The organism is Streptomyces sp. ISL-11 (genome assembly GCF_018614525.1).
Classification (GTDB): Bacteria; Actinomycetota; Actinomycetes; order Streptomycetales; family Streptomycetaceae; genus Streptomyces.
This window is the reverse complement of sequence record NZ_JAGGOL010000015.1, coordinates 42,648-66,019: the sequence shown is the minus strand read 5'-3', so window position 1 is coordinate 66,019 and position 23,372 is coordinate 42,648. Positions and strand designations below refer to the sequence as shown.

General features: G+C 70.5%; 24 protein-coding genes. 18 read left to right on the top strand and 6 right to left on the bottom strand.

Annotation, left to right across the window (positions count from 1 at the left end):
- Positions 1-237: 237 nt before the first annotated feature.
- Together rpsN and rpmB are read right to left on the bottom strand one after the other, a co-directional pair.
- Complete coding sequence (rpsN, locus tag J7E86_RS03930; RefSeq protein ID WP_215079754.1) at positions 238-543, bottom strand: 30S ribosomal protein S14; 306 nt, start codon at positions 541-543, stop codon at positions 238-240.
- Positions 543-779: a 50S ribosomal protein L28 gene (gene rpmB / locus J7E86_RS03925; protein WP_215079752.1), complete on the bottom strand. Its 237-nt coding sequence runs from the start codon at positions 777-779 to the stop codon at positions 543-545. Before rpmB ends, rpsN begins: the two co-directional genes overlap by 1 nt.
- Positions 780-852: 73 nt before the next feature.
- On the opposite strand from rpmB, the gene rpmG reads away from it, so the two are divergent.
- The 5 genes from rpmG (at position 853) to J7E86_RS03900 (ending at position 3,299) form a co-directional block, all read left to right on the top strand.
- Positions 853-1,056, top strand: coding sequence for a 50S ribosomal protein L33 (gene rpmG / locus J7E86_RS03920; RefSeq protein WP_215079751.1), 204 nt, complete (start codon positions 853-855; stop codon positions 1,054-1,056).
- Between the two features lie 7 nt (positions 1,057-1,063).
- Positions 1,064-1,318, top strand: coding sequence for a type B 50S ribosomal protein L31 (locus tag J7E86_RS03915; RefSeq protein WP_215079749.1), 255 nt, complete (start codon positions 1,064-1,066; stop codon positions 1,316-1,318).
- Positions 1,318-2,532 carry a GTP-binding protein gene (locus J7E86_RS03910; RefSeq protein WP_215079747.1) on the top strand — a complete coding sequence of 405 codons (1,215 nt, stop codon included), beginning with the start codon at positions 1,318-1,320 and terminating at the stop codon, positions 2,530-2,532. Before J7E86_RS03915 ends, J7E86_RS03910 begins: the two co-directional genes overlap by 1 nt.
- A gap of 64 nt (positions 2,533-2,596) precedes the next feature.
- Entirely contained in the window at positions 2,597-2,839 is a 243-nt protein-coding gene (rpsR, locus tag J7E86_RS03905; protein ID WP_215079745.1) for a 30S ribosomal protein S18, read from the top strand.
- Positions 2,840-3,041: 202 nt separating this feature from the next.
- Complete coding sequence (locus tag J7E86_RS03900) at positions 3,042-3,299, top strand: DUF397 domain-containing protein (protein WP_215079743.1); 258 nt, start codon at positions 3,042-3,044, stop codon at positions 3,297-3,299.
- Positions 3,300-3,335: 36 nt separating this feature from the next.
- Here J7E86_RS03900 and J7E86_RS03895 read toward each other — a convergent pair whose 3' ends face one another.
- Positions 3,336-3,830 (bottom strand): ATP-binding protein, encoded by a 495-nt coding sequence (locus J7E86_RS03895; RefSeq protein ID WP_215079741.1) that lies wholly within the window; start codon positions 3,828-3,830, stop codon positions 3,336-3,338.
- 312 nt (positions 3,831-4,142) lie between these two features.
- Here J7E86_RS03895 and J7E86_RS03890 point away from each other — a divergent pair, with 312 nt between their 5' ends.
- The 4 genes from J7E86_RS03890 (at position 4,143) to J7E86_RS03875 (ending at position 7,919) form a co-directional block, all read left to right on the top strand.
- Positions 4,143-5,006 (top strand): helix-turn-helix transcriptional regulator, encoded by an 864-nt coding sequence (locus tag J7E86_RS03890; RefSeq protein ID WP_215079739.1) that lies wholly within the window; start codon positions 4,143-4,145, stop codon positions 5,004-5,006.
- A gap of 86 nt (positions 5,007-5,092) precedes the next feature.
- Positions 5,093-6,550 carry an aldehyde dehydrogenase family protein gene (locus tag J7E86_RS03885; RefSeq protein WP_215079738.1) on the top strand — a complete coding sequence of 486 codons (1,458 nt, stop codon included), beginning with the start codon at positions 5,093-5,095 and terminating at the stop codon, positions 6,548-6,550.
- Positions 6,551-6,691: 141 nt separating this feature from the next.
- The gene (locus J7E86_RS03880; protein WP_215079736.1) at positions 6,692-7,231 is read left to right on the top strand and encodes a DinB family protein; all 540 of its coding nucleotides are present in this window, start codon (positions 6,692-6,694) and stop codon (positions 7,229-7,231) included.
- Between the two features lie 85 nt (positions 7,232-7,316).
- Positions 7,317-7,919 (top strand): PadR family transcriptional regulator, encoded by a 603-nt coding sequence (locus J7E86_RS03875; RefSeq protein ID WP_215079734.1) that lies wholly within the window; start codon positions 7,317-7,319, stop codon positions 7,917-7,919.
- Positions 7,920-8,006: 87 nt separating this feature from the next.
- Here J7E86_RS03875 and J7E86_RS03870 read toward each other — a convergent pair whose 3' ends face one another.
- Positions 8,007-8,372, bottom strand: coding sequence for a YbjQ family protein (locus J7E86_RS03870; RefSeq protein WP_215079732.1), 366 nt, complete (start codon positions 8,370-8,372; stop codon positions 8,007-8,009).
- 234 nt (positions 8,373-8,606) lie between these two features.
- Between J7E86_RS03870 and J7E86_RS03865 the strand changes: the two genes are divergently transcribed.
- Together J7E86_RS03865 and J7E86_RS03860 are read left to right on the top strand one after the other, a co-directional pair.
- Positions 8,607-9,302, top strand: a complete 696-nt coding sequence (locus J7E86_RS03865) for a DedA family protein (RefSeq protein ID WP_215079761.1) — start codon at positions 8,607-8,609, stop codon at positions 9,300-9,302.
- A gap of 77 nt (positions 9,303-9,379) precedes the next feature.
- Entirely contained in the window at positions 9,380-11,101 is a 1,722-nt protein-coding gene (locus tag J7E86_RS03860) for a threonine/serine exporter ThrE family protein (RefSeq protein WP_215079730.1), read from the top strand.
- 166 nt (positions 11,102-11,267) lie between these two features.
- Here the strand turns inward: J7E86_RS03860 and J7E86_RS03855 are convergent, their stop codons facing one another.
- On the bottom strand, positions 11,268-11,765 hold the full coding sequence (locus tag J7E86_RS03855) for an inorganic diphosphatase (RefSeq protein WP_087926944.1): 498 nt from the start codon (positions 11,763-11,765) through the stop codon (positions 11,268-11,270).
- Between the two features lie 86 nt (positions 11,766-11,851).
- Between J7E86_RS03855 and dacB the strand changes: the two genes are divergently transcribed.
- The 6 genes from dacB to folE all read left to right on the top strand — a co-directional run bounded on the left by dacB (position 11,852) and on the right by folE (position 19,796).
- Positions 11,852-13,270 carry a D-alanyl-D-alanine carboxypeptidase/D-alanyl-D-alanine-endopeptidase gene (dacB, locus tag J7E86_RS03850; protein WP_308312455.1) on the top strand — a complete coding sequence of 473 codons (1,419 nt, stop codon included), beginning with the start codon at positions 11,852-11,854 and terminating at the stop codon, positions 13,268-13,270.
- 543 nt (positions 13,271-13,813) lie between these two features.
- Entirely contained in the window at positions 13,814-14,947 is a 1,134-nt protein-coding gene (locus tag J7E86_RS03845) for a zinc-dependent metalloprotease (protein ID WP_215079727.1), read from the top strand.
- 189 nt (positions 14,948-15,136) lie between these two features.
- Entirely contained in the window at positions 15,137-16,159 is a 1,023-nt protein-coding gene (tilS, locus tag J7E86_RS03840; RefSeq protein WP_215079725.1) for a tRNA lysidine(34) synthetase TilS, read from the top strand.
- Positions 16,160-16,249: 90 nt separating this feature from the next.
- Complete coding sequence (gene hpt, locus J7E86_RS03835; RefSeq protein ID WP_116215820.1) at positions 16,250-16,789, top strand: hypoxanthine phosphoribosyltransferase; 540 nt, start codon at positions 16,250-16,252, stop codon at positions 16,787-16,789.
- A gap of 264 nt (positions 16,790-17,053) precedes the next feature.
- A complete protein-coding gene (gene ftsH, locus J7E86_RS03830) occupies positions 17,054-19,051 on the top strand; it encodes an ATP-dependent zinc metalloprotease FtsH (protein WP_215079723.1) in 1,998 nt (665 codons plus the stop codon).
- Positions 19,052-19,190: 139 nt separating this feature from the next.
- Positions 19,191-19,796, top strand: coding sequence for a GTP cyclohydrolase I FolE (gene folE / locus J7E86_RS03825; RefSeq protein ID WP_215079721.1), 606 nt, complete (start codon positions 19,191-19,193; stop codon positions 19,794-19,796).
- A 262-nt stretch (positions 19,797-20,058) separates the two neighbouring features.
- On the opposite strand, the gene J7E86_RS03820 is transcribed toward folE, so the two are convergent.
- Complete coding sequence (locus J7E86_RS03820; protein ID WP_215079719.1) at positions 20,059-21,168, bottom strand: esterase family protein; 1,110 nt, start codon at positions 21,166-21,168, stop codon at positions 20,059-20,061.
- 169 nt (positions 21,169-21,337) lie between these two features.
- On the opposite strand from J7E86_RS03820, the gene J7E86_RS03815 reads away from it, so the two are divergent.
- On the top strand, positions 21,338-23,191 hold the full coding sequence (locus tag J7E86_RS03815; RefSeq protein WP_215079717.1) for a phosphatidylglycerol lysyltransferase domain-containing protein: 1,854 nt from the start codon (positions 21,338-21,340) through the stop codon (positions 23,189-23,191).
- The last annotated feature ends 181 nt before the right edge of the window (positions 23,192-23,372 follow it).

The window sequence follows — 23,372 nt, the reverse complement described above, 5'->3', positions numbered from 1 at the left end:
TTTGAGGACGCGCCCGCAGGGCGCTCGCCGCCGCAGGCGGCAAAGACGGCCCGCGGCCGAAGACCCGCGCTCGCCGCCGCAGGCGGCAAAGACGGCCCGCGGCCGAAGACCCGCGCTCGCCGCCGCAGGCGGCAAAGACGGCCCGCGGCCGAAGACCCGCGCTCGCCGCCGCAGGCGGCAAAGACGGCCCGCGGCCGAAGACCCGCCGGACACCACCTCGTCACATGAACTACCGGGCTACCAGGTCGACTTCCGAACCCCCGGCAGGAACCCCGCGTGCGCCTGCCCCCGCACGTTCACCCGGGACAGCCCGAACGTCCGCAGGTACCCCCGCGGCCGCCCGTCCACGGAGTCCCGGTTCCGTACGCGCGTCGCGGACGCGTCGCGCGGCTGCCGCCGCAGCTCACGCGCGGCGGCCAGGCGCTCGTCCTCGGGAGCGCGCGCGTCGCGGATGACCGCCTTCAGCAGGGCCCTCCGCGCCGCGTAGCGCGCCACCGTCAGACGGCGCTGCTCGTTCTTCGCGATCTTGCTCTTCTTCGCCATCAGACCTTCTCCCCCCGGGCCCGGATGCGGGCCACCGCTGCCTCGATGCCGATCGTGTCGACGGTCTTGATCCCCTTCGCGCTGAGCTTGAGCCGCACGTGGCGGCCCTCGCCGGGGAGCCAGTAGCGCTTGCTCTGGATGTTGGGGTCGAAGCGGCGGCCGGTCCGCCGGTGGGAGTGGGAGATGGCGTTGCCGAAGCCCGGCTTGCGTCCGGTGAGCTGGCAGTGGGCGGACACGGTCAGACCTCCTGGTGATGGGCGGCCCAGAAGGGCCTAATGAAAATGGAAACCATTTCTGTATAGTAGCCCCATGGCCCGCAACGAGCTACGCCCCGTCATCAAGCTCCGCTCCACCGCCGGGACCGTTCCCCAAGCTCTCGGCTTCGCTCGAGCAGGGGAGACCCCAATCACCTACGTCACCCGCAAGAACCGCCGTAACGACCCCGACCGCATGGAACTGCGCAAGTACGACCCGGTCGCCGGCCGCCACGTCACCTTCCGAGAGGAGCGCTGACCCCGCCATGAAGCCCGGAATCCACCCGCCCTACGGCCCCGTCGTCTTCCGCGACCGGGCCGCCGGCTACGCCTTCCTCACCCGCTCCACCGCCACCAGCGACAAGACCGTCGCGTGGGAGGACGGCAACACCTATCCCGTCATCGACGTCGAGACCTCCTCGGCGAACCACCCCTTCTACACCGGCACCGCCCGGGTCATGGACACCGCCGGCCGCGTGGAGCGCTTCGAGCGGCGTTACGGCAAGCGCGGAGCCCGCTGATGCCGGCGGCCCCGCTGCCCGTGGTGCTGGTGGGCGGTCTGCACGCCGACGCCCGCCGCACCGCGGTCGACCGTCTGCTGCACACCGTGCCGGGCGCCGTCGCGCTCCACCACGACCTCGCGACGGCCGCCGCCGGAACGGTTCGCCGGACCGTACGGGACCGCTCCGGCACCCTGGACGAGGGCGAGACGCCGCTGGTCAACGACTGCGCGTGCTGCGCGCTGCGCGAGGACCTGATGCCCGAACTGGAGCGGCTCGCCGCCGGGGGCGACTGCCGGCTCGCCGTCGTCGAGCTGTGGGACTCGGTCGAACCGAAGGCCATGGCCGAGGTGGTGGCCGCCCACGGCGGCGAGGGCGTCCGGCTGACCGGCGTCGTCACGGCCGTGGACCCCGCCCTCGTGCTGCCCGCGCTCGGCTGCGGCGACGACCTCGCCGAGGCGGGCCTCGCGGCCGCCGCGACCGACCGGCGCACGGTCGCGGACACGTTCGCCCGTCAGCTGGAGTACGCGACGGTGCTCGCCCTCGTGGAGGACACCGCCGCCCCGGCCGGCGAGGAGACGGCGGAGGACGGGCCCACCGCGTTCGGCGCCCCGGTGGACCCCGCCGATGCCGTCGACCACGCACTGCTCGACCAGCTCGTGCCCACCGCCCGCAGGATTCCCGTCAATTCCGTCGACCTGGCCGCCGCGGCCGTCGCGGGTTTCGACGTGGAGGCGGCCGCCGCGCGCCAGGACCCCGCCTGCGCGCTGCTGCCGCAGGAGGCCGACGCGGAGGGCGTCACCACGCTCGTATGGCAGCGCAGGCGCCCGTTCCACCCGGGCCGGCTGTACGCGGCGCTGGAGGACATCACCTGTGCCGCCGCCCGCAGCCGGGGCCGGTTCTGGCTCGCCGACCGGCCCGACACGCTGCTGGCCTGGGACGCGGCGGGCGGTGCCCTGTGCGTCGAGAGCGCCGGGCCGTGGCTGGCCGCGCTGCCGGACGCCGCCTGGGACATGGTGCCCGCGACGCGGCGCGTGGCCGCCGCGCTGGACTGGCACCCCGAGCACGGCGACCGCCTCCAGCATCTGACCTTCACCTCGCCGGGGCTCGACCGCGACGGGCTGCGCTCGCTGCTGGAGTCGTGCCTGCTGACCGACGACGAATACGCGGCGGGTCCGGCCGCCTGGCGTCTGCTTTCGACCGCGTTCGACGAACTCCTCGATCCGGTTTCCTGAACATTCCCCGTAGTTCCCGAACCAGTGGTTCATGACCCGGTAGTTCCCGAAAGGACTTCTCCCCGTGCCCCGTCGGCCCGATCACCGCAAGAACCTCAAGCCGCGCCCCAACCCGCTGGAAACCGCGGGCGTCACCTATATCGACTACAAGGACACCGACCTGCTGCGGAAGTTCATATCGGACCGCGGGAAGATCCGCGGCCGGCGCGTGACCCGGGTCACCGCCCAGCAGCAGCGACAGCTGGCCCGGGCGATCAAGAATGCCCGGGAGATGGCCCTCCTGCCGTATTCCGGCAATGGCAAGTAGCGGGCGTGGCGAGTGAGTGACAAGCGGCAGTAGCGCGAGTGCAAGGAGCGGCAAAGGAGGCAGAAGTTGCCGGTACGACGCCGTGAAGTAGTGGCGGCGCCACGGTAAGTGCACGTGCATCAGCTCATGCATAAGCACATGAACGCGGCTATGATCCGGAGTAGTTGTCCACCCCATCATTCGTGCCGGGGTACCCCCTGCAATGCTCCGGGAGAGTCCTGTGCCTGATGCGTACAACGGCATGGCCGCCGCGGACCTCGACGGTGTGGTCTGGCGGAAGAGCCGGCACTCCAACTCGCAGGGGTCGTGCGTGGAGTTCGCCAAGCTGCCCGGTGGCGGTGTCGCCGTGCGCAATTCACGTCATCCGGACGGACCGGCGCTCGTCTACACCCCGGCCGAGATCGAGGCCATGCTGCTGGGGATCAAGGACGGCGAATTCGACTATCTCGTCACCGACTGAACGGCCGGTGCGGCGATGGCCCGTTCCGGGGAACCCTCAGTCGAGATCGCGGGGCAGCCGGAACAGCGCCCACACGACCTTGCCGTGCAGCGCCCCCGCCAGCGGGTGCCAGCCCCACGTGTCGCTGAAGGACTCCACGAGCATCAGCCCGCGCCCGCACTCCGCCGAGGCGTCGGGCTCGCCCGCTATCGGACTCTGCTCGCTCGGATCCCGCACGGCACACACCAGACGCGACGCCCAGCGCATCAAATGCAGCCGGACCGCGGGTTCGTAGCCGGCGCCGACGGGTTCCGCGGGAAGGGCGTACCGCAGGGAATTGGTGACCAACTCCGAGACGACCAGCGAGACGTCGTCGAAGAGGCCCGGGAGGTCCCACTGCTGAAGTGTCGTTCTCGTGAACTTCCGCGCGGTGCGGACCGCCTCGAAACGGGGAGGAAGCGCACAGGAGGCCGAGCTGGAGACGGCCGATGGGGCGATCGGTGGCAGCCCTCGCCACAGCGGTGAGAGCACAGTCGATCCTTCGGTACCCATCCGAGGCACTCCTGGCAATCGTGGACGTGACACGCACGTGTGCGTCCCCCATGGTTCCCAATGGAGGGAGCGGATGCAAGGGCAGATGCACGTGCACATGGGGGATTTGGGGGCGCACGCTCAGGTTCGGGAGCAATTCTTCCTACGCCCTCGTGCGTACGGTGTCCGGACTGCACCCACCTGGGTAATCGGATGCACACTCAACGGCACCCGGAGGTGGCAGACTTCACCGCCGGGGGTAGCGGGGGTCGCCCCGGAAGGGTGCGGAAGCGGCACGACCGGAACAGGACCGGAAGAGGAGGAGTCGCGGAGATGGCCACGAGCGAGTCGAGCGGTTCTGTGGTGCGCCGCATACTCCTGGGCTCTCAGCTCAGGAGGCTGCGTGAGTCACGAGGCATCACACGCGAGGCGGCCGGCTACTCGATCCGGGCGTCCGAGTCCAAGATCAGCCGTATGGAGCTGGGGCGGGTGAGCTTCAAGGCGCGTGACGTGGAGGACCTGCTCACGCTCTACGGCGTCACGGACGAGCTGGAGCGCGAGGCCCTGCTGGGCCTGGCCCGAGAGGCCAACGTCGCCGGCTGGTGGCACAGCTACGGAGATGTGCTGCCCGGCTGGTTCCAGACCTACGTGGGGCTGGAGGGAGCGGCCTCGCACATCTCGATCTACGAGGTGCAGTTCGTGCACGGGCTCCTCCAGACCGAGGGCTACGCCCAGGCCGTCGTCGTCCGCGGCCAGCCCACGGCCGACGAGGCCGAGGTCGAGCGCCGCGTCTCGCTGCGCATGGAGCGCCAGAAACTGCTCTTCTCCGAGCGGGCGCCGCATTTCCACGCGGTCCTCGACGAGGCCGCGCTGCACCGCCCGTACGGCGGGCAGGCGGTCATGCGCGCACAGCTCGAGCACCTCGTCGACATCTCGGAACAGGCCAATGTCACGCTCCAGGTGATGCCCTTCGCGCACGGCGGGCACGCGGCCGAGAGCGGGGCGTTCACCATGCTGCGCTTTCCGGAATCCGACCTTTCCGATGTCGTTTATCTGGAGCAGCTCACCAGCGCGCTGTATCTGGACAAGCCCGATGAAGTGGCGCAGTACGGAAGGGTGATGCAGCGGCTGCACCAGGACAGCCTTCCGCCGGACGCCAGCCGGGATCTGCTGCGGCGACTGCTTCAACTCCTTTGACACGTCAGTACGATGACGTCACATCAGGAGCTCGCAGACCGGTGAGGGTGCCACGGCGCCCCCGTATCTCCAGGCAGGGATGGCACATGTCCTACTTCGACGAGTTGGCTTTCCAGTACATCGACGGCGAATGGCGGGCCGGCACCGGCTCCTGGGACATCGTGGATTTCAATCCCTATGACGGGGAGAAGCTGGCCTCCATCACCGTGGCCGGCGTGCGGGAGATCGACCTGGCCTATCGTGCCGCCGAGCGCGCGCAGCGGGAGTGGGGCGCGACCAATCCGTACACGCGCCGGCTCGTCTTCGAGCGGGCGCTGCGCGTCATCGACGACCGGGAGTGCGAGCTGGCCGCCGCGATCACCGCCGAGTGCGGCGGTACGCGGGTGAAGGCGGCATTCGAGCTGCACCTGGCCAGGGAGTTCCTGCGGGAGGCGCTGCACCTGGCGCTACGGGCCGAGGGCCGCATCCTGCCCTCGCCCGACGACACCAAGGAGAACCGCCTCTACCGGCTGCCGGTCGGGGTGGTCGGCGTGATCAGCCCGTTCAACTTCCCGTTCCTGCTGTCGCTGAAGTCCGTCGCGCCGGCCCTCGCGCTCGGCAACGCGGTCGTCCTCAAGCCGCACCAGAACACGCCCATATGCGGCGGCGGCCTGGTCGCGAAGGTCTTCGAGGAGGCCGGGCTGCCCGCCGGTGTGCTCAATGTCGTCGTCACCGACATCGCGGAGATCGGTGACGCGCTCATCGAGCACCCGGTGCCGAAGGTGATCTCGTTCACCGGCTCCGACAAGGTCGGGCGGCACGTCGCCACGGTCGCCGCCTCGCACTTCAAGCGCACGATCCTCGAACTGGGCGGCAACAGCGCGATGATCGTCCTCGACGACGCCGACCTCGACTACGCGGTCGACGCCGCCGTCTTCAGCCGCTTCATCCACCAGGGCCAGGTCTGCATGGCCACCAACCGGGTGCTCGTGGACCGGTCGGTGGAGCGGGAGTTCACCGAGAAGTTCGTCGCGAAGGTCAGGACCCTCAAGGTCGGCGACCCGAGGGACGAGGAGACCCACATCGGCCCGCTGATCAATGCGGGCCAGGCCGAGGCCATCAACGCCCTGGTGGACCAGAGCATCGCGGACGGCGCGACGGCGCTGGTGCGCGGCGGGACGCGGGGCACGCTCGTCGAGCCTTCGGTGCTGACCGGTCTGCCGGCCGACTCACCGCTCCTGGGCCAGGAGATCTTCGGCCCGGTCGCCCTGATCATCCCGTTCGACGGCGAGGAGGAGGCGGTCCGGCTCGCCAACGCCACTCCGTACGGGCTGAGCGGCGCCGTCCACACCGGCGACGTCGAGCGCGGCGTACGCCTGGCCAAGCGCATCGACACCGGCATGATCCACGTCAACGACAGCACCGTCCACGACGAGGCGATCGTGCCGTTCGGCGGCGAGAAGCACTCCGGGGTCGGCCGGCTGAACGGCGACGCGGTGGTGGACGCCTTCACCACCACCAAGTGGATCTCGATCCAGCACGGGCGGAGCGCGTTCCCGTTCTGAGCCGCTCGCTCCCCGGCTCCGACGCGCTCGATCCGGGAGTGTGTGGGGGGCATCCAGGACAGTAACTGTCCTATATCCGCCCTACGGTTGAGGCATGCCGCCGACAGAACGAGGCCGGTGGCACGACGAAAGGCGGATCCCATGGTGATGCACGTGATCGAGACGAACCCCTCCGACGAGCGCGGCACGCTGCTCGCGTTCGTGGAGGCCCAGCGCGGCGGCCTGCGCCGGGCGGTGCTCGGGCTGACCGACGCGCAGGCGGCGAAGCGGACCACCGACAGCGAGCTGACCCTCGGCGGCCTCCTGAAGCACGTCGCGGAGGCCGAGCAGATCTGGGTGCGGATGGCCCAGGGGCGCGAGCCCGACGTCAAGCGCGACCAGTCGACGTGGGGGGAGAGTTTCCGGCTCATCGGTGACGAGACGGTGGCCGGAGCGCTGGAGTTCTGGGAGCGGGTCGCGGCGGAGACCGAGACGTTCGTCCGCTCCGTCGGCAGCCTGGAGGACACCTTCCCGCTGCCCGACGCGCCCTGGTTCCCGCCGGGCGCCCGGGTGTCGATGCGCTGGATGCTGCTGCACCTGGTCGAGGAGATCGGCCGGCACGCGGGCCACGCGGACATCCTCCGCGAGTCGCTCGACGGCAGGACGGCCTTCGAGCTCGTGGACGAGGCGGCGAAGGCCTGAGGAGGCGGGGCCGGGGGAGCGGGGCGGCCGGACGGCCTTCCACCTAGTCTGAGCAGGAGTACGGACCGGGTGGAATGAGGAGACGATGTCGGCGATCCGGCTGCTGGTCCTGGGGGCGGTGCGCCGGCACGGGCGGGCGCACGGCTACCAGGTGCGCAACGACCTGGAGTTCTGGGGCGCGCACGAGTGGTCCAACGCCAAACCCGGATCGATCTACCACGCGCTCAAGACCATGGCGAAGCAGGAACTGCTGATCGCCCACGACGTCGCCCCCAGCGAGGCCGGCGGACCGCCGCGCACGGAGTACGAGCTGACGGCCGAGGGCGAGGCGGAGTACTTCCGGCTGCTGCGGGAGTCGCTCTCCTCCTACGGCCAGAAGGTCGACGTCCTCACCGCGGGCGTCGGCTTCATCGTCGACCTGCCGCGCGCCGAGGCGATCGCCCTGCTGAAGCAGCGCGTGGAGTCGCTGCACGCCTGGCGCGACGAGATCCGCCGGCACTGGACCCCCGGGGAGGGCGAGGACTGGGGCCACATCGGCGAGATCATGGGGATGTGGGTGCACACGGCGGAGAGCGGCGAGCAGTGGGCTCGGGGCCTGATTGAGCGCCTTGAGGGCGGGGCGTACGTGATGGCGGGGGAGGGCGAGCCCTGGACGGGCGGCTTCGCGCCGGGGACGCCCGAGGCGTAATACGGGCGAGAGCTCAGAGTTCGAGCAGGGCGGAGCGCAAAAGCGGTGCGGGGCCCGAAGGCCCCGCACCGCCGGCTCACCCTCGCGTCACTGCCGCGGCGAGATGACCACGGCCGTGCCGTAGGCGCAGACCTCCGTGCCCACATCCGCCGCCTCCGTCACATCGAAGCGGAACATCAGCACCGCGTTGGCGCCGCGCGCCCGCGCCTGCTCGACCAGCCGCTCCATCGCCTGGTTGCGGGTCTCGACCAGCGTCTTGGTCAGGCCCTTGAGCTCCCCGCCCACGAGGGACTTCAGGCCCGCGCCGATCTGGCTGCCGAGGTGCCGGGAGCGGACGGTCAGTCCGAAGACCTCGCCGATCACCCGGTCGACCCGGAAACCCGGCACGTCGTTCGTCGTGACGACCAGCACATCCGACTGGGTCTGTCCGCCGCCGTACTCCTCGATGCCCATCGCATCCACCTCCGTGTGTGCAGTTTTGTCGGTTGATGTCCCGGACGCATGCGGGGTGCGTCCGGTTGAGCCGTGGCCGAAGCCGGTCCGCGCCGGGCCTCCGGCACCCACTGGAACCGGGGGCCCGGCGGTGGCGTTGATAACTTGGGGCCGCACACCCTCCCCTCCCCGCCTGTGCCCGGGCCTCGCACGAGCCTGCGCCCACGACCCAGGAGCCACTCACCCGTGACCCCCATGACCACCCTCGCGCTCGGCCCCCAGTGGCTGGACGCGAACTATCTGATCGATCAATTCGGTCTGATCGGCGTCCTGGCCATCGTCTTCGCGGAGTCCGGCCTCCTGATCGGCTTCTTCCTGCCGGGCGACTCGCTGCTCTTCACCACCGGCCTGCTGGTCACCACCCATCAGATCGACAAGCCCCTGTGGCTCGTCGCCCTCCTGGTCGTGCTCGCGGCGGTCCTCGGCGACCAGGCCGGCTATCTCTTCGGCCGCAAGGTGGGGCCCGCCCTCTTCAGGCGTCCCGACTCCCGGTTCTTCAAGCAGGAGAACGTGGAGAAGGCGCATGAGTTCTTCGAGAAGTACGGGCCGAAATCGCTGGTCCTGGCCCGGTTCGTACCGATCATCCGGACCTTCACGCCGATCATCGCCGGCGTGAGCCGCATGAACTACCGCTCGTTCCTGATCTTCAACGTCATCGGCGGCTGCCTCTGGGGCGCCGGCGTGACCCTGCTGGGCGCGGCGCTCGGCAAGGTCGAATTCGTCAACAAGCACATCGAACTGATCCTCGTCGCGATCGTGCTGATCTCCGTGGTGCCGGTCGCCATCGAGCTGCTGCGCGCCCGCTCCAAGGCCAAGAAGGCTCCCGCCGGCCCCGGCGCCCCGCACGACGGCCGCCCGCCGGCCCAGCGCGGCCGGCATGCCAAGCGCTGACGCCCCCGTCCCGCCCTTCCCGGCCTGAGCGAAGTGTCACTGGTGACCCCGCTGGGCACACGGGTCACACATCAGGCATGGTGGCCGTAGCAGGCGGGGCGTACGAGGAGCACGTGGTGGCGGATCGGAAGCGGGGCGGCAGCACCTCGGGCGCGGACGCGGTCGAGGACCGCAAGCCGCAGTCCGACGAGGCGCGCAGCGCCTTCACCCCGCCAACCGGCGTCCCGCTCCCGGCACCGCCCGAGGACGAGCACCCGACCTCGGAGTTCGCCGTCCCCCAGGGCATCGCGCCGGAGCCGGAGAGCGAGCCCGAGGGCTCGGCCTTCGCCCTCCCCGACGGCGCCGTCGGCCCCTCGACCACCCAGGGCACGCCCTTCTCCGCCTTCACCCCGGCCCACGGCATACCCAAGGTCAGCCTCACCAAGGAGGCGCCCTGGCAGGACCGCATGCGCACCATGCTGCGCATGCCCGTCGGCGAGCGGCCCGTCCCCGAGCGCGCCGAGAAGACCGACGAGCCGGGTCCGCCCGTTCCGCGCGTACTCGACCTGACCCTGCGCATCGGCGAGCTGCTGCTCGCCGGCGGCGAGGGCGCCGAGGACGTGGAAGCGGCGATGTTCGGCGTCGCGCACGCCTACGGACTCGGCCGCTGCGAGCCGACCGTCACCTTCACCCTGCTGACCGTCAGCTACCAGCCGTCCCTCGTCGACGACCCGGTCACCGCCAACCGCACCGTGCGCCGCCGCGGCACCGACTACAACCGGCTCTCCGCCGTCTTCCGGCTCGTCCACGACATCACCACGCGCGGCCTCACCCTGGAGGAGTCCTACGGGCGCCTCGCCGAGATCCGCCGCAACCGCCACCCCTACCCCGGCTGGGGCCTGACCGCCGCCTCCGGCCTGCTCGCCGGCGCGGCGAGCATGCTCGTCGGCGGCGGGCTCCTCGTCTTCCTCGCCGCGGCCGCCGGCGCCATGCTCGGCGACCGGCTGGCCTGGCTGGCGTCCGGGCGCGGGCTGCCGGAGTTCTACCAGTTCGTCGCCGCCGCGATGCCGCCCGCCGCGATGGGCGTGGCACTAAGCGCCGGCGAGGCGCACGTCCAGGCGTCTGCCGTGATCACCGGTGGACTGTTCGCCCTGATCCCCGGACGGGCGCTCGTGGCGGGCGTGCAGGACGGACTCACGGGCTACTACATCACCGCCGCCGCCCGCCTGCTGGAAGTCGGCTACCTCATCGCCGGCATCGTCTGCGGCGTGCTGATCGTCCTCTACGGAGGGGTGCACATCGGCGGCGGCACGCTCAACCCCGAGGCGGCCCTGGAACACCGCGAACGGCCGCTCATCCAGATCGTCGCCGCGATGCTGCTGGCCTTCGCCTTCGCGGTCCTGCTCCAGCAGGAACGCCACACCGTGCTGGCCGCGACCCTCAACGGCGGCGTCGCCTGGGTCGTCTACGCGGCCCTCGCCGACACCGCCGAACTCGACCCGGTCCCCGCCACGGCCATCGCCGCCGGTCTCGTCGGCCTCTTCGGCCAGTTGCTCTCCCGCTACCGGTACGCGTCCGCGCTGCCGTACGTCACGGCGGCGATCGGCCCGCTGCTGCCGGGTAGCGCGACGTACTTCGCGCTGCTGAACTTCGCGAAGAACGAGATGAGCGCGGGGATCTCCAGCCTCACCAAGGCGGTGGCGCTGGCGCTGGCCATCGCGATCGGGGTGAACCTGGGGTCGGAGATGGCGCGGCTGTTCATCAGGGTGCCGGGGGCTGCGGCGTCTCGCCGTGCGGCGAAGCGGACGCGAGGCTTCTAGAAAGCCTTACGCGGTTCCGGCCGCAGCGGTGCCGGAGCCCCGGCGTGGTCCTCCGCGGGCGCGTTTCCCGCTGCGCGGGGCGAATCCGCTGCGCGGGGCTTTCCATGGTGCGGTGCCGGGCCGGTGGGGGTTACTGCTGTGGTGCCCTGCGAGTCGTCGTTCCGACTCAGTGGTGGGCGCCGCCGGCGGCCTCAAGGCGCTTGTACGAGGCCTCGATCTCGGCCTCGGCCTCGGCGCGGCCGACCCAGTCGGCACCCTCGACGGACTTGCCCGGCTCCAGGTCCTTGTAGACCTCGAAGAAGTGCTGGATCTCCAGGCGGTCGAACTCCGACACGTGGTGGATGTCGCGCAGGTGCTCCACGCGCGGGTCGTTCGCCGGAACGCACAGCAGCTTGTCGTCGCCGCCGGCCTCGTCCGTCATACGGAACATGCCGATGGCGCGGCACTTGATGAGGCAGCCCGGGAACGTCGGCTCGTCGAGAATGACGAGGGCGTCCAGCGGGTCGCCGTCCTCACCGAGAGTGTTCTCGACGAAGCCGTAGTCGGCCGGGTAGCTGGTCGAAGTGAAGAGTCGACGGTCCAGGCGGATGCGACCCGTCTCGTGGTCGACCTCGTACTTGTTCCGCGAACCCTTCGGGATCTCGATGGTGACGTCGAACTCCACGGGTGGCTCCTCCATGATCAACACATACGTCTGGTGATTAAGTGTCCCTCACGCAGGCGTGTGGTGGCGAAAGGGGCTGGTCCGTAGTGCCTGAGGCCAGGTCGTGGCAGATCAGGTGGTGGCGCAGCGCCCCACCGGTACAACGCCGGACCGTACGGTTCGTCGCGGTATCCACCCTCGCGGGCCTGGTGGCCGCGGCCGGCGCCGTGGGGGCCGCCGGTCCCTGGGACTCGGGACAGCGTAAGGCCGAGCGGGACCGGGCCGCCGCCGGGGCCACGCCGCGTGGCGAGCGTCACGTAGAGCCGCGGTACCCCGCGGCGGCCCCCGTGCTGACCGGTGCGGGCCGCCGGGGCGCCGCCCGGGAGGGTCTCGCCGCGGCCCTGGAACCCCTGCTGAACGACTCCGCGCTCGGGGACCGGCGCTCGGCGGCCGTCTACGACGCCACCACCGGGCAGCGGCTCTACGGCTCCGACGAGGGCACCCCGTACACCCCCGCCTCCACGGTCAAGCTGGCCACCGCCGCAGCCGCGCTGTCCGCCCTGGGGGCGGACCACCGCATCGATACGACGGTCGTGGCCGACGGCGACGGGATCGTGCTGGTGGGCGGGGGAGACCCCACGCTCACGGCGCGCCGCACCGCCGGTGCGGCGAGCCTGTCCGACCTCGCCGGGGCCACGGTCCGCGCGCTCAAGGCACGCGGCAAGGACCGCGTCCGGCTCACGTACGACACCTCCCGCTACGCCGGGCCCGCCTCGCATCCCATCGGTCCCAACGAGAACATCGCGCCGGTCAGCGCCCTGATGGTGGACGAGGGCCGCCTCGGCGACTCCGACCACGGGCCCGCCGACCGCTCGGCGGACCCGGCGGCCGACGCGGCCGGCAAGTTCGCCGGGCTGCTGTGCGCCCAGGGCGTCACGGTCGACGGCGACCCGGCGGCCGGCCGGGCGGGCGGTTCCGCGGAACGCATCGCCGCGGTCTCCTCCCCGCCGCTGTCCGCGCTCGTCGAGCGCACCCTCACCAACAGCGACAACGACATCGCCGAGGCCCTGGCCCGGGCGACCGCCCTGGCCGACGGCCAGGAGGCAAGCTTCGAGGGCGCGGCCAGGGCCGTCACCGCCCGCCTCGACAAGCTCGGCCTCACGGGGGCGCATGTCGCGGACGGCAGCGGCCTGGACCGGGCGGACCAGATCTCGGCGGACCTCCTCGCGAGGCTCCTCGTACGAGCGGCGGACCCCCGTCACGGGGAACTGCGCCCGATCCTGACGGGCCTGCCCGTGGCCGGCTTCAGCGGCACCCTGCGGGGCCGCTACGCGGACGAGGCAGCCGGCCGCGGCTACGTACGAGCGAAAACCGGCACGCTGACGGGCGTGAACGCCCTGGCAGGAACGGTGGTGGACGCGCAGGGCCGCGTCTTGACCTTCGCCTTCATGACGATGGGTGCGCCGGATGGCGACGGCGCCGTCCGCGCGCTTGATCGCCTGGCGGCGAGCTTGACGCATAGCTGAGCGGTTCTCCTCGTTGCCGGGTGCGGGTCCCGCTGCGCGGGGCGGTGTCCGCTGCGCGGGGCTTGTTGGCGGTCGGTGCCGGGGCTGCGGGGGCCTGTTGTCGGGGCTGCTTCGCTTTACGCCCCGACAACAGGCCCCCGCAGCCCCGTCCCCTCCTGCCGGTGGGTGGGAGGAAAAGACTGGTGGTGACCGGCAACGTGACAGCTGACCGCAACCACCAACTGGTTTTTTCTCCACCCCCCACGGGAGGGGGCGGGCCGGAGCGGGCCCTTGTCAGGGCGTAAAGCGAAGCAGCCCTGACAAGGGCCCGCGGAGGCCCGACCCCGCACCATTGACAGCCCCGCGCAGCGGCAACGGCCCCGCGCAGCGGGAAACGCACCCGCACGGGCAACCGTGCGAACCCAGAACCGCCCCGCGCAGCGGCCCCGCACGGGGCAACCGTGCGAACCCAGAACCGCCCCCGCGCAGCGGGAAACCGCAACCGTGCCCAGAACCGGGGCCACCCCTAACCGCAAGCCGTGCGCAGCACGTACCGTGAAAGCCATGACGAGCATCGGTGGTGCCGAGATGGTCGACTGGAAGCTCGCGGTGGCGACCGCGACCCGCCTCGTGCGGCCGGGGCCGGAGGTCAGTCGGGAGGAGGCACGGGAGGTCGTCGCCGAGTTGCGGCGGCACGCGAAGACGTCGGAGGAGCACGTCAGGGCGTTCACCCGGATGAGTCCTCCGGGGGGCGGCCCGGAGAGCCAGGATGCCGAAACGCCCGTGCTCGTCGTCGACCGGGCCGGTTGGATCAAGGCGAACGTCGCGGGGTTCCGCGCACTGCTGAGCCCTCTGCTGGAGAAGATGCAGAGCCGCCGCGGCGGGACGGCCGTGCTGGGCGCGGTGGGCGGCAAGGTGACCGGCGTGGAGCTGGGGATGCTGCTGTCGTTCCTGGCCTCCCGGGTACTGGGGCAGTACGAGACGTTCGCACCGGCGGCCAAGGACCTGCCGGGATCGGCGAACGGCGGCCGGCTGCTGCTGGTGGCGCCGAACATCGTCCACGTGGAGCGCGAGCTGGAGGTGGACCCGCACGACTTCCGGCTGTGGGTGTGCCTGCACGAGGAGACGCACCGGACGCAGTTCACGGCCGTGCCCTGGCTTCGGGACCACATCGAGGGGGAGATCCAGGCGTTCCTGGCGGAGACCGAGGTCGACCCGGCGACGCTGCTGGAGCGGATCCGCGAGGCCGCGCAGTCGCTCGCGGGCGGCAAGCCGCCGGAGGAGGGCGAGGAGCGCGGGGCGCGCAGCATCGTCGATCTGGTGCAGACGCCGGCGCAGCGGGCGATCCTCGGCCGGCTGACGGCGGTGATGTCGCTGCTGGAGGGGCACGCGGACTACGTGATGGACGGGGTGGGCCCGCAGGTGGTGCCCTCGGTCGTGGAGATCCGGGAGAAGTTCCAGCAACGGCGGGCGAGCGGTGCGGGCCGGCTGGACGCGGCGCTGCGCAAGCTGCTGGGTCTGGACGCCAAGCTGCGGCAGTACCGTGACGGTGAGCGTTTCGTACGGGCGGTCGTGGACGAGGTCGGCATGGACGGGTTCAACCGGGTGTGGACGTCTCCGAACACGCTCCCGACCAAGGCGGAGATCGCCAAACCGGCGGACTGGATCGCGCGGGTGCACCGTAAGCCCGAGGGGTGAACCGGAAGCTCCTCCTCCGGGTAGAACGCCTCGGTAATCACCCGTCCGAGGGACCGTGAGCCAGGGGTGGGCGTGCGATGCTCGGGTAATGGCTCGCTTCTGTCACCATCGACGCACACAGCGTGACTGAAGCCTCGAAGCTCGCGCAGCTCCGAACGATCTCCATATGGAACGATTGGACACACGGACATGGGTCCACATCCCGCGGTCGCCGCGATACGCCTGGCGGTCCGCCGCGTACTTCACGACGTCCTCACCCCCACCTCACCCGCATCCGTACCCCCCACGGCGGCGGGCGGGCAGCCGCTCGTCCTCGTCGCCTGTTCCGGCGGCGCCGACTCGATGGCGCTGGCCTCCGCACTGGCCTTCGAGGCCCCCAGGCTCGGCATCCGGGCCGGCGGGGTCACCGTCGACCACGGCCTGCAGCCCGGGTCCGACCTCCGCGCCGCCGAGGTCGTCAGCCGCATGGCCGCCTTCGGGCTCGACCCCGTCGAGGCCGTCACGGTGACCGTCGGCCGGGACGGCGGCCCCGAGGCCGCCGCCCGCGACGCCCGCTACGCCGCCCTGGACGCCGCCGCGGAGCGGCACGGCGCCTCGGCGATCCTGCTCGGCCACACGCGCGACGACCAGGCCGAGACCGTGCTCCTCGGACTGGCCCGCGGCTCCGGCATCCGCTCGCTGTCCGGCATGGCCGTGGCCTCCGGCGTCGACGGCCGCTACCGCAGGCCCTTCCTGGGCCTGGACCGCCAGACCGCCCGCAAGGCGTGCATGGTGCAGTCCCTGCCCGTCTGGGACGACCCGCACAACGCGGACCCCGCCTACACCCGCTCCCGGGTCCGCCACGAAGCCCTCCCGGTCCTGGAGAAGGCGCTCGGCAAGGGCGTGGTCGAGGCCCTGGCCCGTACGGCGCAGCTCTCCCGCGACGACGCGGACGCCCTCGACGGCTGGGCCGCCGCCGTGGAGCCGTCGGTACGGGACGACAGCGGCGCCCTGGAGGCCGCGAAGCTCTACGCGCTGCCCCCCGCGGTCCGCCGCCGGGTCCTGCGCCGAGCCGCCATCTCGGCGGGCTCACCGGCGGGTTCGCTCTTCGCCCGGCACATCGAGGAAGTCGACCGGCTGATCACCGGATGGCGTGGTCAGGGAGCCATCAATCTGCCCGGGCGGGTCGCGGTCCGCAGGCAGGGTGGCAGACTGGTCCTCCGGCAGGGCTGATTCGAACGAGCGCGAATGAGCCTCGGCTCGCCTCGAACAAGCCGGATGAGCCTTAAACAAACGAGAGTGGCGCGGGTGGACGACAAGGACATGGGCACCGACCTCAAGTCGGTGCTCATCACCAAGGAAGAGATCGACGCGAAGCTGGCTGAGCTGGCGGCGAAGATCGACGCGGAGTACGCGGGCAAGGACCTGCTCATCGTCGGTGTCCTCAAGGGCGCCGTGATGGTGATGGCGGACCTGGCGCGCGCGCTGTCCACCCCCGTCACCATGGACTGGATGGCCGTGTCCTCGTACGGCGCGGGCACCCAGTCCTCCGGGGTGGTCCGCATCCTCAAGGACCTCGACACGGACATCAAGGGCAAGGACGTCCTGATCGTCGAGGACATCATCGACTCCGGTCTGACGCTGTCCTGGCTGCTGTCGAACCTGGGCTCGCGGGAGCCCGCCTCCCTCAACGTCGTGACGCTCCTGCGCAAGCCGGAGGCGGCCAAGGTCGCGATCGACGTGAAGTGGGTCGGCTTCGACATCCCGAACGAGTTCGTGGTCGGCTACGGCCTGGACTTCGCGGAGAAGTACCGCAACCTCCCCTTCGTGGGCACGCTCGCACCGCACGTCTACGGCGGCTAGCGTCCCCGGCCCCTGACGGGCTTTCTCCAGCGCGCGGGAACCGATCGACGGTTTCCGCCGTTGGAGCATGGGAAGGCGGGTTGGTTGACCGTCTGCGGCGGCGCCGGGTGACAATGCTGGGGTACCGTCCGAAGGTCAGTCTTTTCAAGCATTCTTTTTCAAGCACTGCAAGGTCGAGCAGAACACCGTACGCACAGGCACCCCGTCGAGGGGCAGCCGTGCCTCACTGTGGCAGGAGGGACGGGGCGCTCGCGCCCCGTATGGATGGACGTGAAGCGCTACTTCCGTGGGCCGGTCATGTGGATCGTGCTGGCCGTCCTCGCCGTGGTCGTGTTGATGCAGGTCGTCGGCTCGTCCGGCGGCTACAAGTCGGTGGACACCAGCCAGGTCGTGCAGGCGATCGCCAAGGACCAGGTGAAATCGGCCGAGCTGACCACCGGCGACGAGAACAAGATCAAGGTCGAGCTCAAGGACGGCCAGAAGGTCAAGGGCAGCAGCAAGGTCCAGGCCAACTACATCGACGTCCAGGGCGTCGACCTGGCCAAGACGCTGCAGGCCAACTCCGAGAAGAACATGATCCCCGAGGGGTACAACGTCTCGACGAGCAAGCAGAACCCCTTCGTGGGCGTTCTGCTGTCGTTGCTGCCGTTCGTGCTCATCGTCGTGGTCTTCCTGTTCCTGATGAACCAGATGCAGGGCGGCGGCTCCCGAGTCATGAACTTCGGGAAGTCCAAGGCCAAGCTGATCACCAAGGACACCCCCAAGACGACCTTCGCCGACGTGGCCGGGTCCGACGAGGCGGTCGAGGAGCTCCACGAGATCAAGGAGTTCCTCCAGGAGCCGGCGAAGTTCCAGGCCGTCGGCGCCAAGATCCCCAAGGGCGTCCTGCTCTACGGTCCGCCCGGTACGGGCAAGACCCTGCTCGCGCGCGCCGTCGCCGGCGAGGCGGGCGTGCCGTTCTACTCGATCTCCGGCTCCGACTTCGTCGAGATGTTCGTGGGTGTCGGCGCCTCGCGCGTCCGTGACCTCTTCGAGCAGGCCAAGGCGAACGCCCCGGCCATCGTCTTCGTCGACGAGATCGACGCCGTCGGCCGGCACCGCGGCGCGGGCCTCGGCGGCGGGCACGACGAGCGCGAGCAGACCCTCAACCAGCTCCTGGTCGAGATGGACGGCTTCGACGTCAAGGGCGGCGTCATCCTGATCGCCGCCACCAACCGTCCCGACATCCTCGACCCCGCGCTGCTGCGCCCCGGCCGCTTCGACCGGCAGATCGCCGTCGACCGTCCGGACATGCAGGGCCGTCTGGAGATCCTCAAGGTTCACCAGAAGGGCAAGCCGGTCGCCCCGGACGTCGACCTGGGCGCGGTCGCCCGTCGTACGCCCGGCTTCACCGGTGCCGATCTCTCCAACGTCCTGAACGAGGCCGCCCTGCTGACGGCCCGCAGCGACAAGAAGCTGATCGACAACCACTCGCTGGACGAGGCGATCGACCGTGTCGTGGCCGGACCGCAGAAGCGGACCCGGATCATGAGCGAAAAGGAAAAGAAGATCACCGCGTACCACGAGGGCGGTCACGCCCTGGTCGCGGCGGCGTCTCCGAACTCCGACCCGGTGCACAAGATCACGATCCTGTCCCGCGGCCGGGCGCTCGGCTACACCATGGTCCTGCCGGACGAGGACAAGTACTCCACCACGCGCAACGAGATGCTCGACCAGTTGGCGTACATGCTCGGCGGCCGCGCGGCGGAGGAGCTGGTCTTCCACGACCCGACCACCGGTGCGGCCAACGACATCGAGAAGGCCACCGCCACGGCCCGCGCGATGGTCACGCAGTACGGCATGACCGAGCGGCTCGGCGCGATCAAGTTCGGCTCGGACAACGCCGAGCCGTTCCTGGGCCGTGAGATGGCGCACCAGCGCGACTACTCCGAAGAGGTCGCCGCGCTGGTCGACGAAGAGGTCAAGAAGCTCATCGAGACCGCGCACAACGAGGCGTGGGAGATCCTCGTCGAGAACCGCGACGTTCTCGACAACCTGGTTCTGGCCCTCCTGGAGAAGGAGACGCTGAACAAGGAGGAGATCGCCGAGGTCTTCAAGCACATCGTGAGGCGCCCGGCCCGCCCGGCGTGGACCGGTTCCTCGCGTCGTACGCCCTCCACCCGCCCGCCGGTGCTCTCCCCCAAGGAGCTCGCCCCGAGCAACGGCGGTCAGCCCGTGGACGCCATCGAGGTCGTCCCGGACGAGAACCACCCGGAGGTCTGAGCCGCGAAGCTCACCCGGGCGCTCATCACAGGGCCCGGAATGGATGCCGCGTCACCCAGGTTTTAGCCTGGGGGCGCGGCATTCCGCATTTCCGGCCGCTGCCGGCCTGTACGCACGTACGAGAGAACGAGGCAACCCCATGACCGACCCGGTGACGCTGGACGCCGAGAGCTCGATCGGCGCATTCGACGAGAAGCGGGCCGAGAACGCCGTCCGTGAGCTGCTCATCGCCGTGGGCGAGGACCCGGACCGGGAGGGGCTGCGCGAGACGCCGGCCCGCGTGGCACGGGCGTACAAGGAGATATTCGCGGGGCTGTGGCAGGAGCCGGAGTCCGTGCTGACCACGACGTTCGACCTGGGCCACGACGAGATGGTGCTCGTGCGGGACATCGAGGTCTACAGCACGTGCGAGCACCACCTGGTGCCGTTCCACGGGGTCGCGCACGTCGGCTACATCCCGGCGACGACGGGGAAGATCACGGGCCTGTCGAAGCTGGCCCGGCTGGTGGACGTCTACGCCCGGCGGCCGCAGGTGCAGGAGCGGCTCACGACGCAGATCGCGGACTCGCTGATGGAGATCCTGGAGCCGCGGGGCGTGGTGGTCGTCATCGAGTGCGAGCACATGTGCATGTCCATGCGCGGCATCCGCAAGCCCGGTGCCAAGACGCTGACGTCGGCGGTGCGGGGCCAGCTGCGTGACCCCGCGACCCGCGCTGAGGCGATGAGCCTCATCATGGCCCGCTGAGCGGGCCCGAGGGCCCGAGGGCTAGAGGGTGTCCGGTGGATCTTCGATCGCGGGTCGTCTCTGCCGCCTGCGGCGGCGAGCGCCCTGCGGGCGCGTCCTCAAACGCCGGACGGGCCTGATAGCGGCTGAGCCCAGCCACTTTCAGCCCGTCTGGGGGCACCTCCCAGCGGTAGCTGGGGGAGATTGAGGACACCACCGCGCAGCGGTGGTGCGCACGACACGGCCCGCAGCCGCCTGCTCACCATGACCCGCCGAACAGCCGCTAGGCCTGGAGGCGGCTGCCCATCCACTTCAGGGTGCCGTTGAGCTCACGGCGCCAGGTGTTGAAGTTGTGGCCGCCGCTGTCCAGGATCATCGAGGAGACGTGGGTCGGCGCCTTCACGGAGTCGATGAACTTCAGGGTGTCCTTGTAGTTGTGCTCGCCCTGCTTGCTGCTGGTCAGCAGCAGGGAGACGGGCGCCATCGGCTTGTGCTTCAGCCGCCACATCAGGTCGTTCTCCTTCTCCAGCTGCTTGTTGCCGCCGAAGAGGGAACCGGTGGTCGCGTCGTTCGGCGCCTTGTAGTAACCGGACAGGGAGGCCGCGGCGCCGTAGGCATCGGGGTGGCGCATGGCGAACTTCAGGGCGCAGTAGCCGCCGGTGGAGTCACCGATCACGCCCCAGTTGGCGGCCTTCTCGCCGACCCGGTACTGGCTGGCGATGGACTTGCGCAGGTCCTTGGTGAAGAAGGTCTCGGTCTGGGGGCCGTTGGGTATATCGATGCACTCGGTGTCGCGCGGCGGGGCCACGGTCGGCCGCATCATCACCAGGATGGTGGGCTGCATCTTCTTTTCCTTGGCCAGCTTGTGCGCCCGTACGGGGTAGTCGAGGCCCTTGATGAGGGCCTCGGCGGTGCCCGGGAAGCCGGTCAGCACGACGGAGGCGGGAAAGTTCTTGTTGGCGTACTGCGGCTGGAAGTACTCCGGCGGCAGGTAGATGTACGCCGGGCTGTTGATCTTCGACTCGGGGCCCGCGATGTTGATCTTCTCGATCTTGCCCGCGACGCGGGGCACATCGGCGCGGGGCACCTTCACGTGCTGGACGCCCACGACCTGGACGCGCTTGCCGCTCGCGCTGTGGTCGACGACGACGCCCTCCTCCTTCACCTGCCCGAAGAGGTCGGCCCAGGAGGCGTAGAAGCCGAAGGACTGGTTCGCGTAGAGACCGATCGCGGCGAAGAGCGTCAGCTGGGTGGCGAGCATCATGCCCACCCGGCCGAAGATCGAGCCGATGCTCTTCTTGCCCAGACGGGGCCAGAGCCAAATGGTCAGAGCGAAGAGCACTACTGCCGCCGCGATGGCAAGCAGCAGAACCGCCATGCTGGTGAGACCCATGAGGTGCTTTCTGCCGAGCGACCCGGCGCAGGGTCGCGGAATGGTTACTTCTTTCCGGGCTCGGCCCCCGGCGGAACCTCAACCCCGAAACCGTCGTCCTACAGGGCGCACATTGTCCGGGCGCTGCCGCCAGATGGCGCAGGACCACTCGACAGGACGACGGGAAGAGATGTCTGTCAGGGTAGATGGCAAAAAGTCCGATGGGGTTCCCGAGGGAACGAAGAGGCTGTCGGGCCTTGCGCGCATCCTCAAGGGGCCACGGCCCGAGAAAGTGCCTGCCGTCGTGGGCACGGTCGCGGCCGTCATCGGATTGTTGGACGTCCTCGCCGGAGTCGTCCCCCGGTGGCGCTGGAGCCGCGTCCACAGCTTCGCCGAGGTGCTGCCCGGTTCGGTGACGCAGCTGGCGGCCGCCGGCTCGATCATCGTCGGCATCCTGCTGCTGATGCTCGCCCACGGGCTCAAGCGCGCCAAGCAGCAGGCGTGGCTCGCCGCTGTCGTGCTGCTGCCGATAGGAGCGGCCGCCCAGCTGATCTACCGCCACTCCTACCCCGGCGCGATCTTCTCCGTCCTGGTCCTCGCCTACCTCGTACGGCACCGGAAGGCGTTCTTCGCGCTGCCCGACCCGCGCAGCCGCCTGAAGGCGCTGGCCAACTTCGTGCTCATGGGCGCGGCCAGCTTCGGCCTCGGCTGGGTGATCGTCGGATCGCACCCCGACCAGATGGTCGGCGACCCGCCGGTCCTGGAGCAGATCGAGCACGTCCTGTGGGGCCTCTTCGGCTTCGAGGGATCGGTCCGCTACACCGGCGGCGTCGACTACACCGTCGGCTACTCCCTGGGCGCCCTCGGCCTGCTGACCGTCGCCACCACCGCCTTCCTGGCCTTCCGCCCGGCGTACCCGGCCGCGGTCCTCACCGAGGAGGACGAGGACCGGCTGCGCGAGCTGCTCGCCAAGCACGGTGCCCGCGACTCGCTCGGCCACTTCGCGCTGCGCCGCGACAAGAGCGTCGTCTTCTCCCCGTCCGGCAAGGCCGCGGTCTCGTACCGCGTGGTCTCCGGCGTGATGCTCGCCAGCGGTGACCCGATCGGCGACGTCGAGGCGTGGCCGGGCGCGATCGAGCAGTTCATGGTGCTCGCCAAGCGCCACTCGTGGACCCCGGCGGTCGCCGGCTGCAGCGAGACCGGCGGCGAGGTCTGGACCCGCGAGACCGGACTGGACGCCCTGGAGATGGGCGACGAGGCCATCGTGGACGTGGCCGACTTCTCCCTCACCGGGCGGTCCATGCGCAACGTCCGCCAGATGGTCAAGCGCATCGAGCGCAACGGCTACGAGACCAAGGTGCGCCGCGTCGGCGAGCTGAGCCCCGAGGAGCTCACCGCCGTCCAGCAGGCCGCCGAGGCATGGCGCGACACCGAGGACGAGCGCGGCTTCTCCATGGCCCTGGGCCGCATCGGCGACCCCAAGGACCTCGACGCCGTCATCGCCACCGCCCACAAGGCGCCGGAGGAGGGCGAGGCGCCCGGTCCCTTCGGCGACCTCAAGGCCATGCAGCACTTCGTGCCCTGGGGCCCGGACGGTCAGTCGCTGGAGCTGATGCGCCGCGACCGCAGCGCCGACCCCGGCATGAACGAGCTGCTCATCGTCGCCTTCCTGCAGGCCGCGCCCGACCTGAAGATCAAGCGCCTGTCGCTGAACTTCGCCTTCTTCCGCTCCGCCCTGGAGCGCGGCGGCAAGCTCGGCGCCGGACCGGTCGTCCGCATCCAGCGCACGGTGCTGGTCTTCCTCTCGCGCTGGTTCCAGATCGAGTCGCTGTACAAGTTCAACGAGAAGTTCCGGCCGCGCTGGGAGCCGCGCTTCATCGTCTTCCCCAACAGCCGCGACCTGCCGCGCATCGGCTTCGCGATGATGCAGGCGGAGGGCTTCCTGGAGCTGCCGCGCCTGCTGCGCCGCCGCCCGGTCGAGCTCAGCCCCGAGGCCCAGGACGAGGACAAGGTCTCGGCCGCGGAGGTCACCCGCGCGGCGTGACCCGCCAGGCATCGGCCGAAGGCCCCGCCCGACAGCGCTTCCGGCGCCCGGGACGGGGCCTTCGCCGTTCCCCGGCCCGGTGCCGGAAGCGCTGCCGGGCGCGCCCTTGGCCGTGTCCGACGGATCATGTGAGCGGGCGGCTGCGGGCCGTGTCGTGCGTACCACCGCTGCGCGGCGGTGT

Coding starts and splice junctions, on each gene's coding strand:
- rpsN (WP_215079754.1), bottom strand. CDS start 543: ATGGCGAAGAAGAGCAAGATCGCGAAGAACGAGCAGCGCCGTCTGACG.
- rpmG (WP_215079751.1), top strand. CDS start 853: ATGGCCCGCAACGAGCTACGCCCCGTCATCAAGCTCCGCTCCACCGCC.
- J7E86_RS03915 (WP_215079749.1), top strand. CDS start 1,064: ATGAAGCCCGGAATCCACCCGCCCTACGGCCCCGTCGTCTTCCGCGAC.
- J7E86_RS03910 (WP_215079747.1), top strand. CDS start 1,318: ATGCCGGCGGCCCCGCTGCCCGTGGTGCTGGTGGGCGGTCTGCACGCC.
- J7E86_RS03900 (WP_215079743.1), top strand. CDS start 3,042: ATGCTCCGGGAGAGTCCTGTGCCTGATGCGTACAACGGCATGGCCGCC.
- J7E86_RS03895 (WP_215079741.1), bottom strand. CDS start 3,830: ATGGGTACCGAAGGATCGACTGTGCTCTCACCGCTGTGGCGAGGGCTG.
- J7E86_RS03890 (WP_215079739.1), top strand. CDS start 4,143: ATGGCCACGAGCGAGTCGAGCGGTTCTGTGGTGCGCCGCATACTCCTG.
- J7E86_RS03885 (WP_215079738.1), top strand. CDS start 5,093: ATGTCCTACTTCGACGAGTTGGCTTTCCAGTACATCGACGGCGAATGG.
- J7E86_RS03880 (WP_215079736.1), top strand. CDS start 6,692: ATGGTGATGCACGTGATCGAGACGAACCCCTCCGACGAGCGCGGCACG.
- J7E86_RS03875 (WP_215079734.1), top strand. CDS start 7,317: ATGTCGGCGATCCGGCTGCTGGTCCTGGGGGCGGTGCGCCGGCACGGG.
- J7E86_RS03870 (WP_215079732.1), bottom strand. CDS start 8,372: ATGGGCATCGAGGAGTACGGCGGCGGACAGACCCAGTCGGATGTGCTG.
- J7E86_RS03865 (WP_215079761.1), top strand. CDS start 8,607: ATGACCACCCTCGCGCTCGGCCCCCAGTGGCTGGACGCGAACTATCTG.
- J7E86_RS03860 (WP_215079730.1), top strand. CDS start 9,380: ATGGTGGCCGTAGCAGGCGGGGCGTACGAGGAGCACGTGGTGGCGGAT.
- J7E86_RS03845 (WP_215079727.1), top strand. CDS start 13,814: ATGACGAGCATCGGTGGTGCCGAGATGGTCGACTGGAAGCTCGCGGTG.
- tilS (WP_215079725.1), top strand. CDS start 15,137: ATGGGTCCACATCCCGCGGTCGCCGCGATACGCCTGGCGGTCCGCCGC.
- hpt (WP_116215820.1), top strand. CDS start 16,250: ATGGGCACCGACCTCAAGTCGGTGCTCATCACCAAGGAAGAGATCGAC.
- ftsH (WP_215079723.1), top strand. CDS start 17,054: ATGGACGTGAAGCGCTACTTCCGTGGGCCGGTCATGTGGATCGTGCTG.
- folE (WP_215079721.1), top strand. CDS start 19,191: ATGACCGACCCGGTGACGCTGGACGCCGAGAGCTCGATCGGCGCATTC.
- J7E86_RS03820 (WP_215079719.1), bottom strand. CDS start 21,168: ATGGGTCTCACCAGCATGGCGGTTCTGCTGCTTGCCATCGCGGCGGCA.
- J7E86_RS03815 (WP_215079717.1), top strand. CDS start 21,338: ATGTCTGTCAGGGTAGATGGCAAAAAGTCCGATGGGGTTCCCGAGGGA.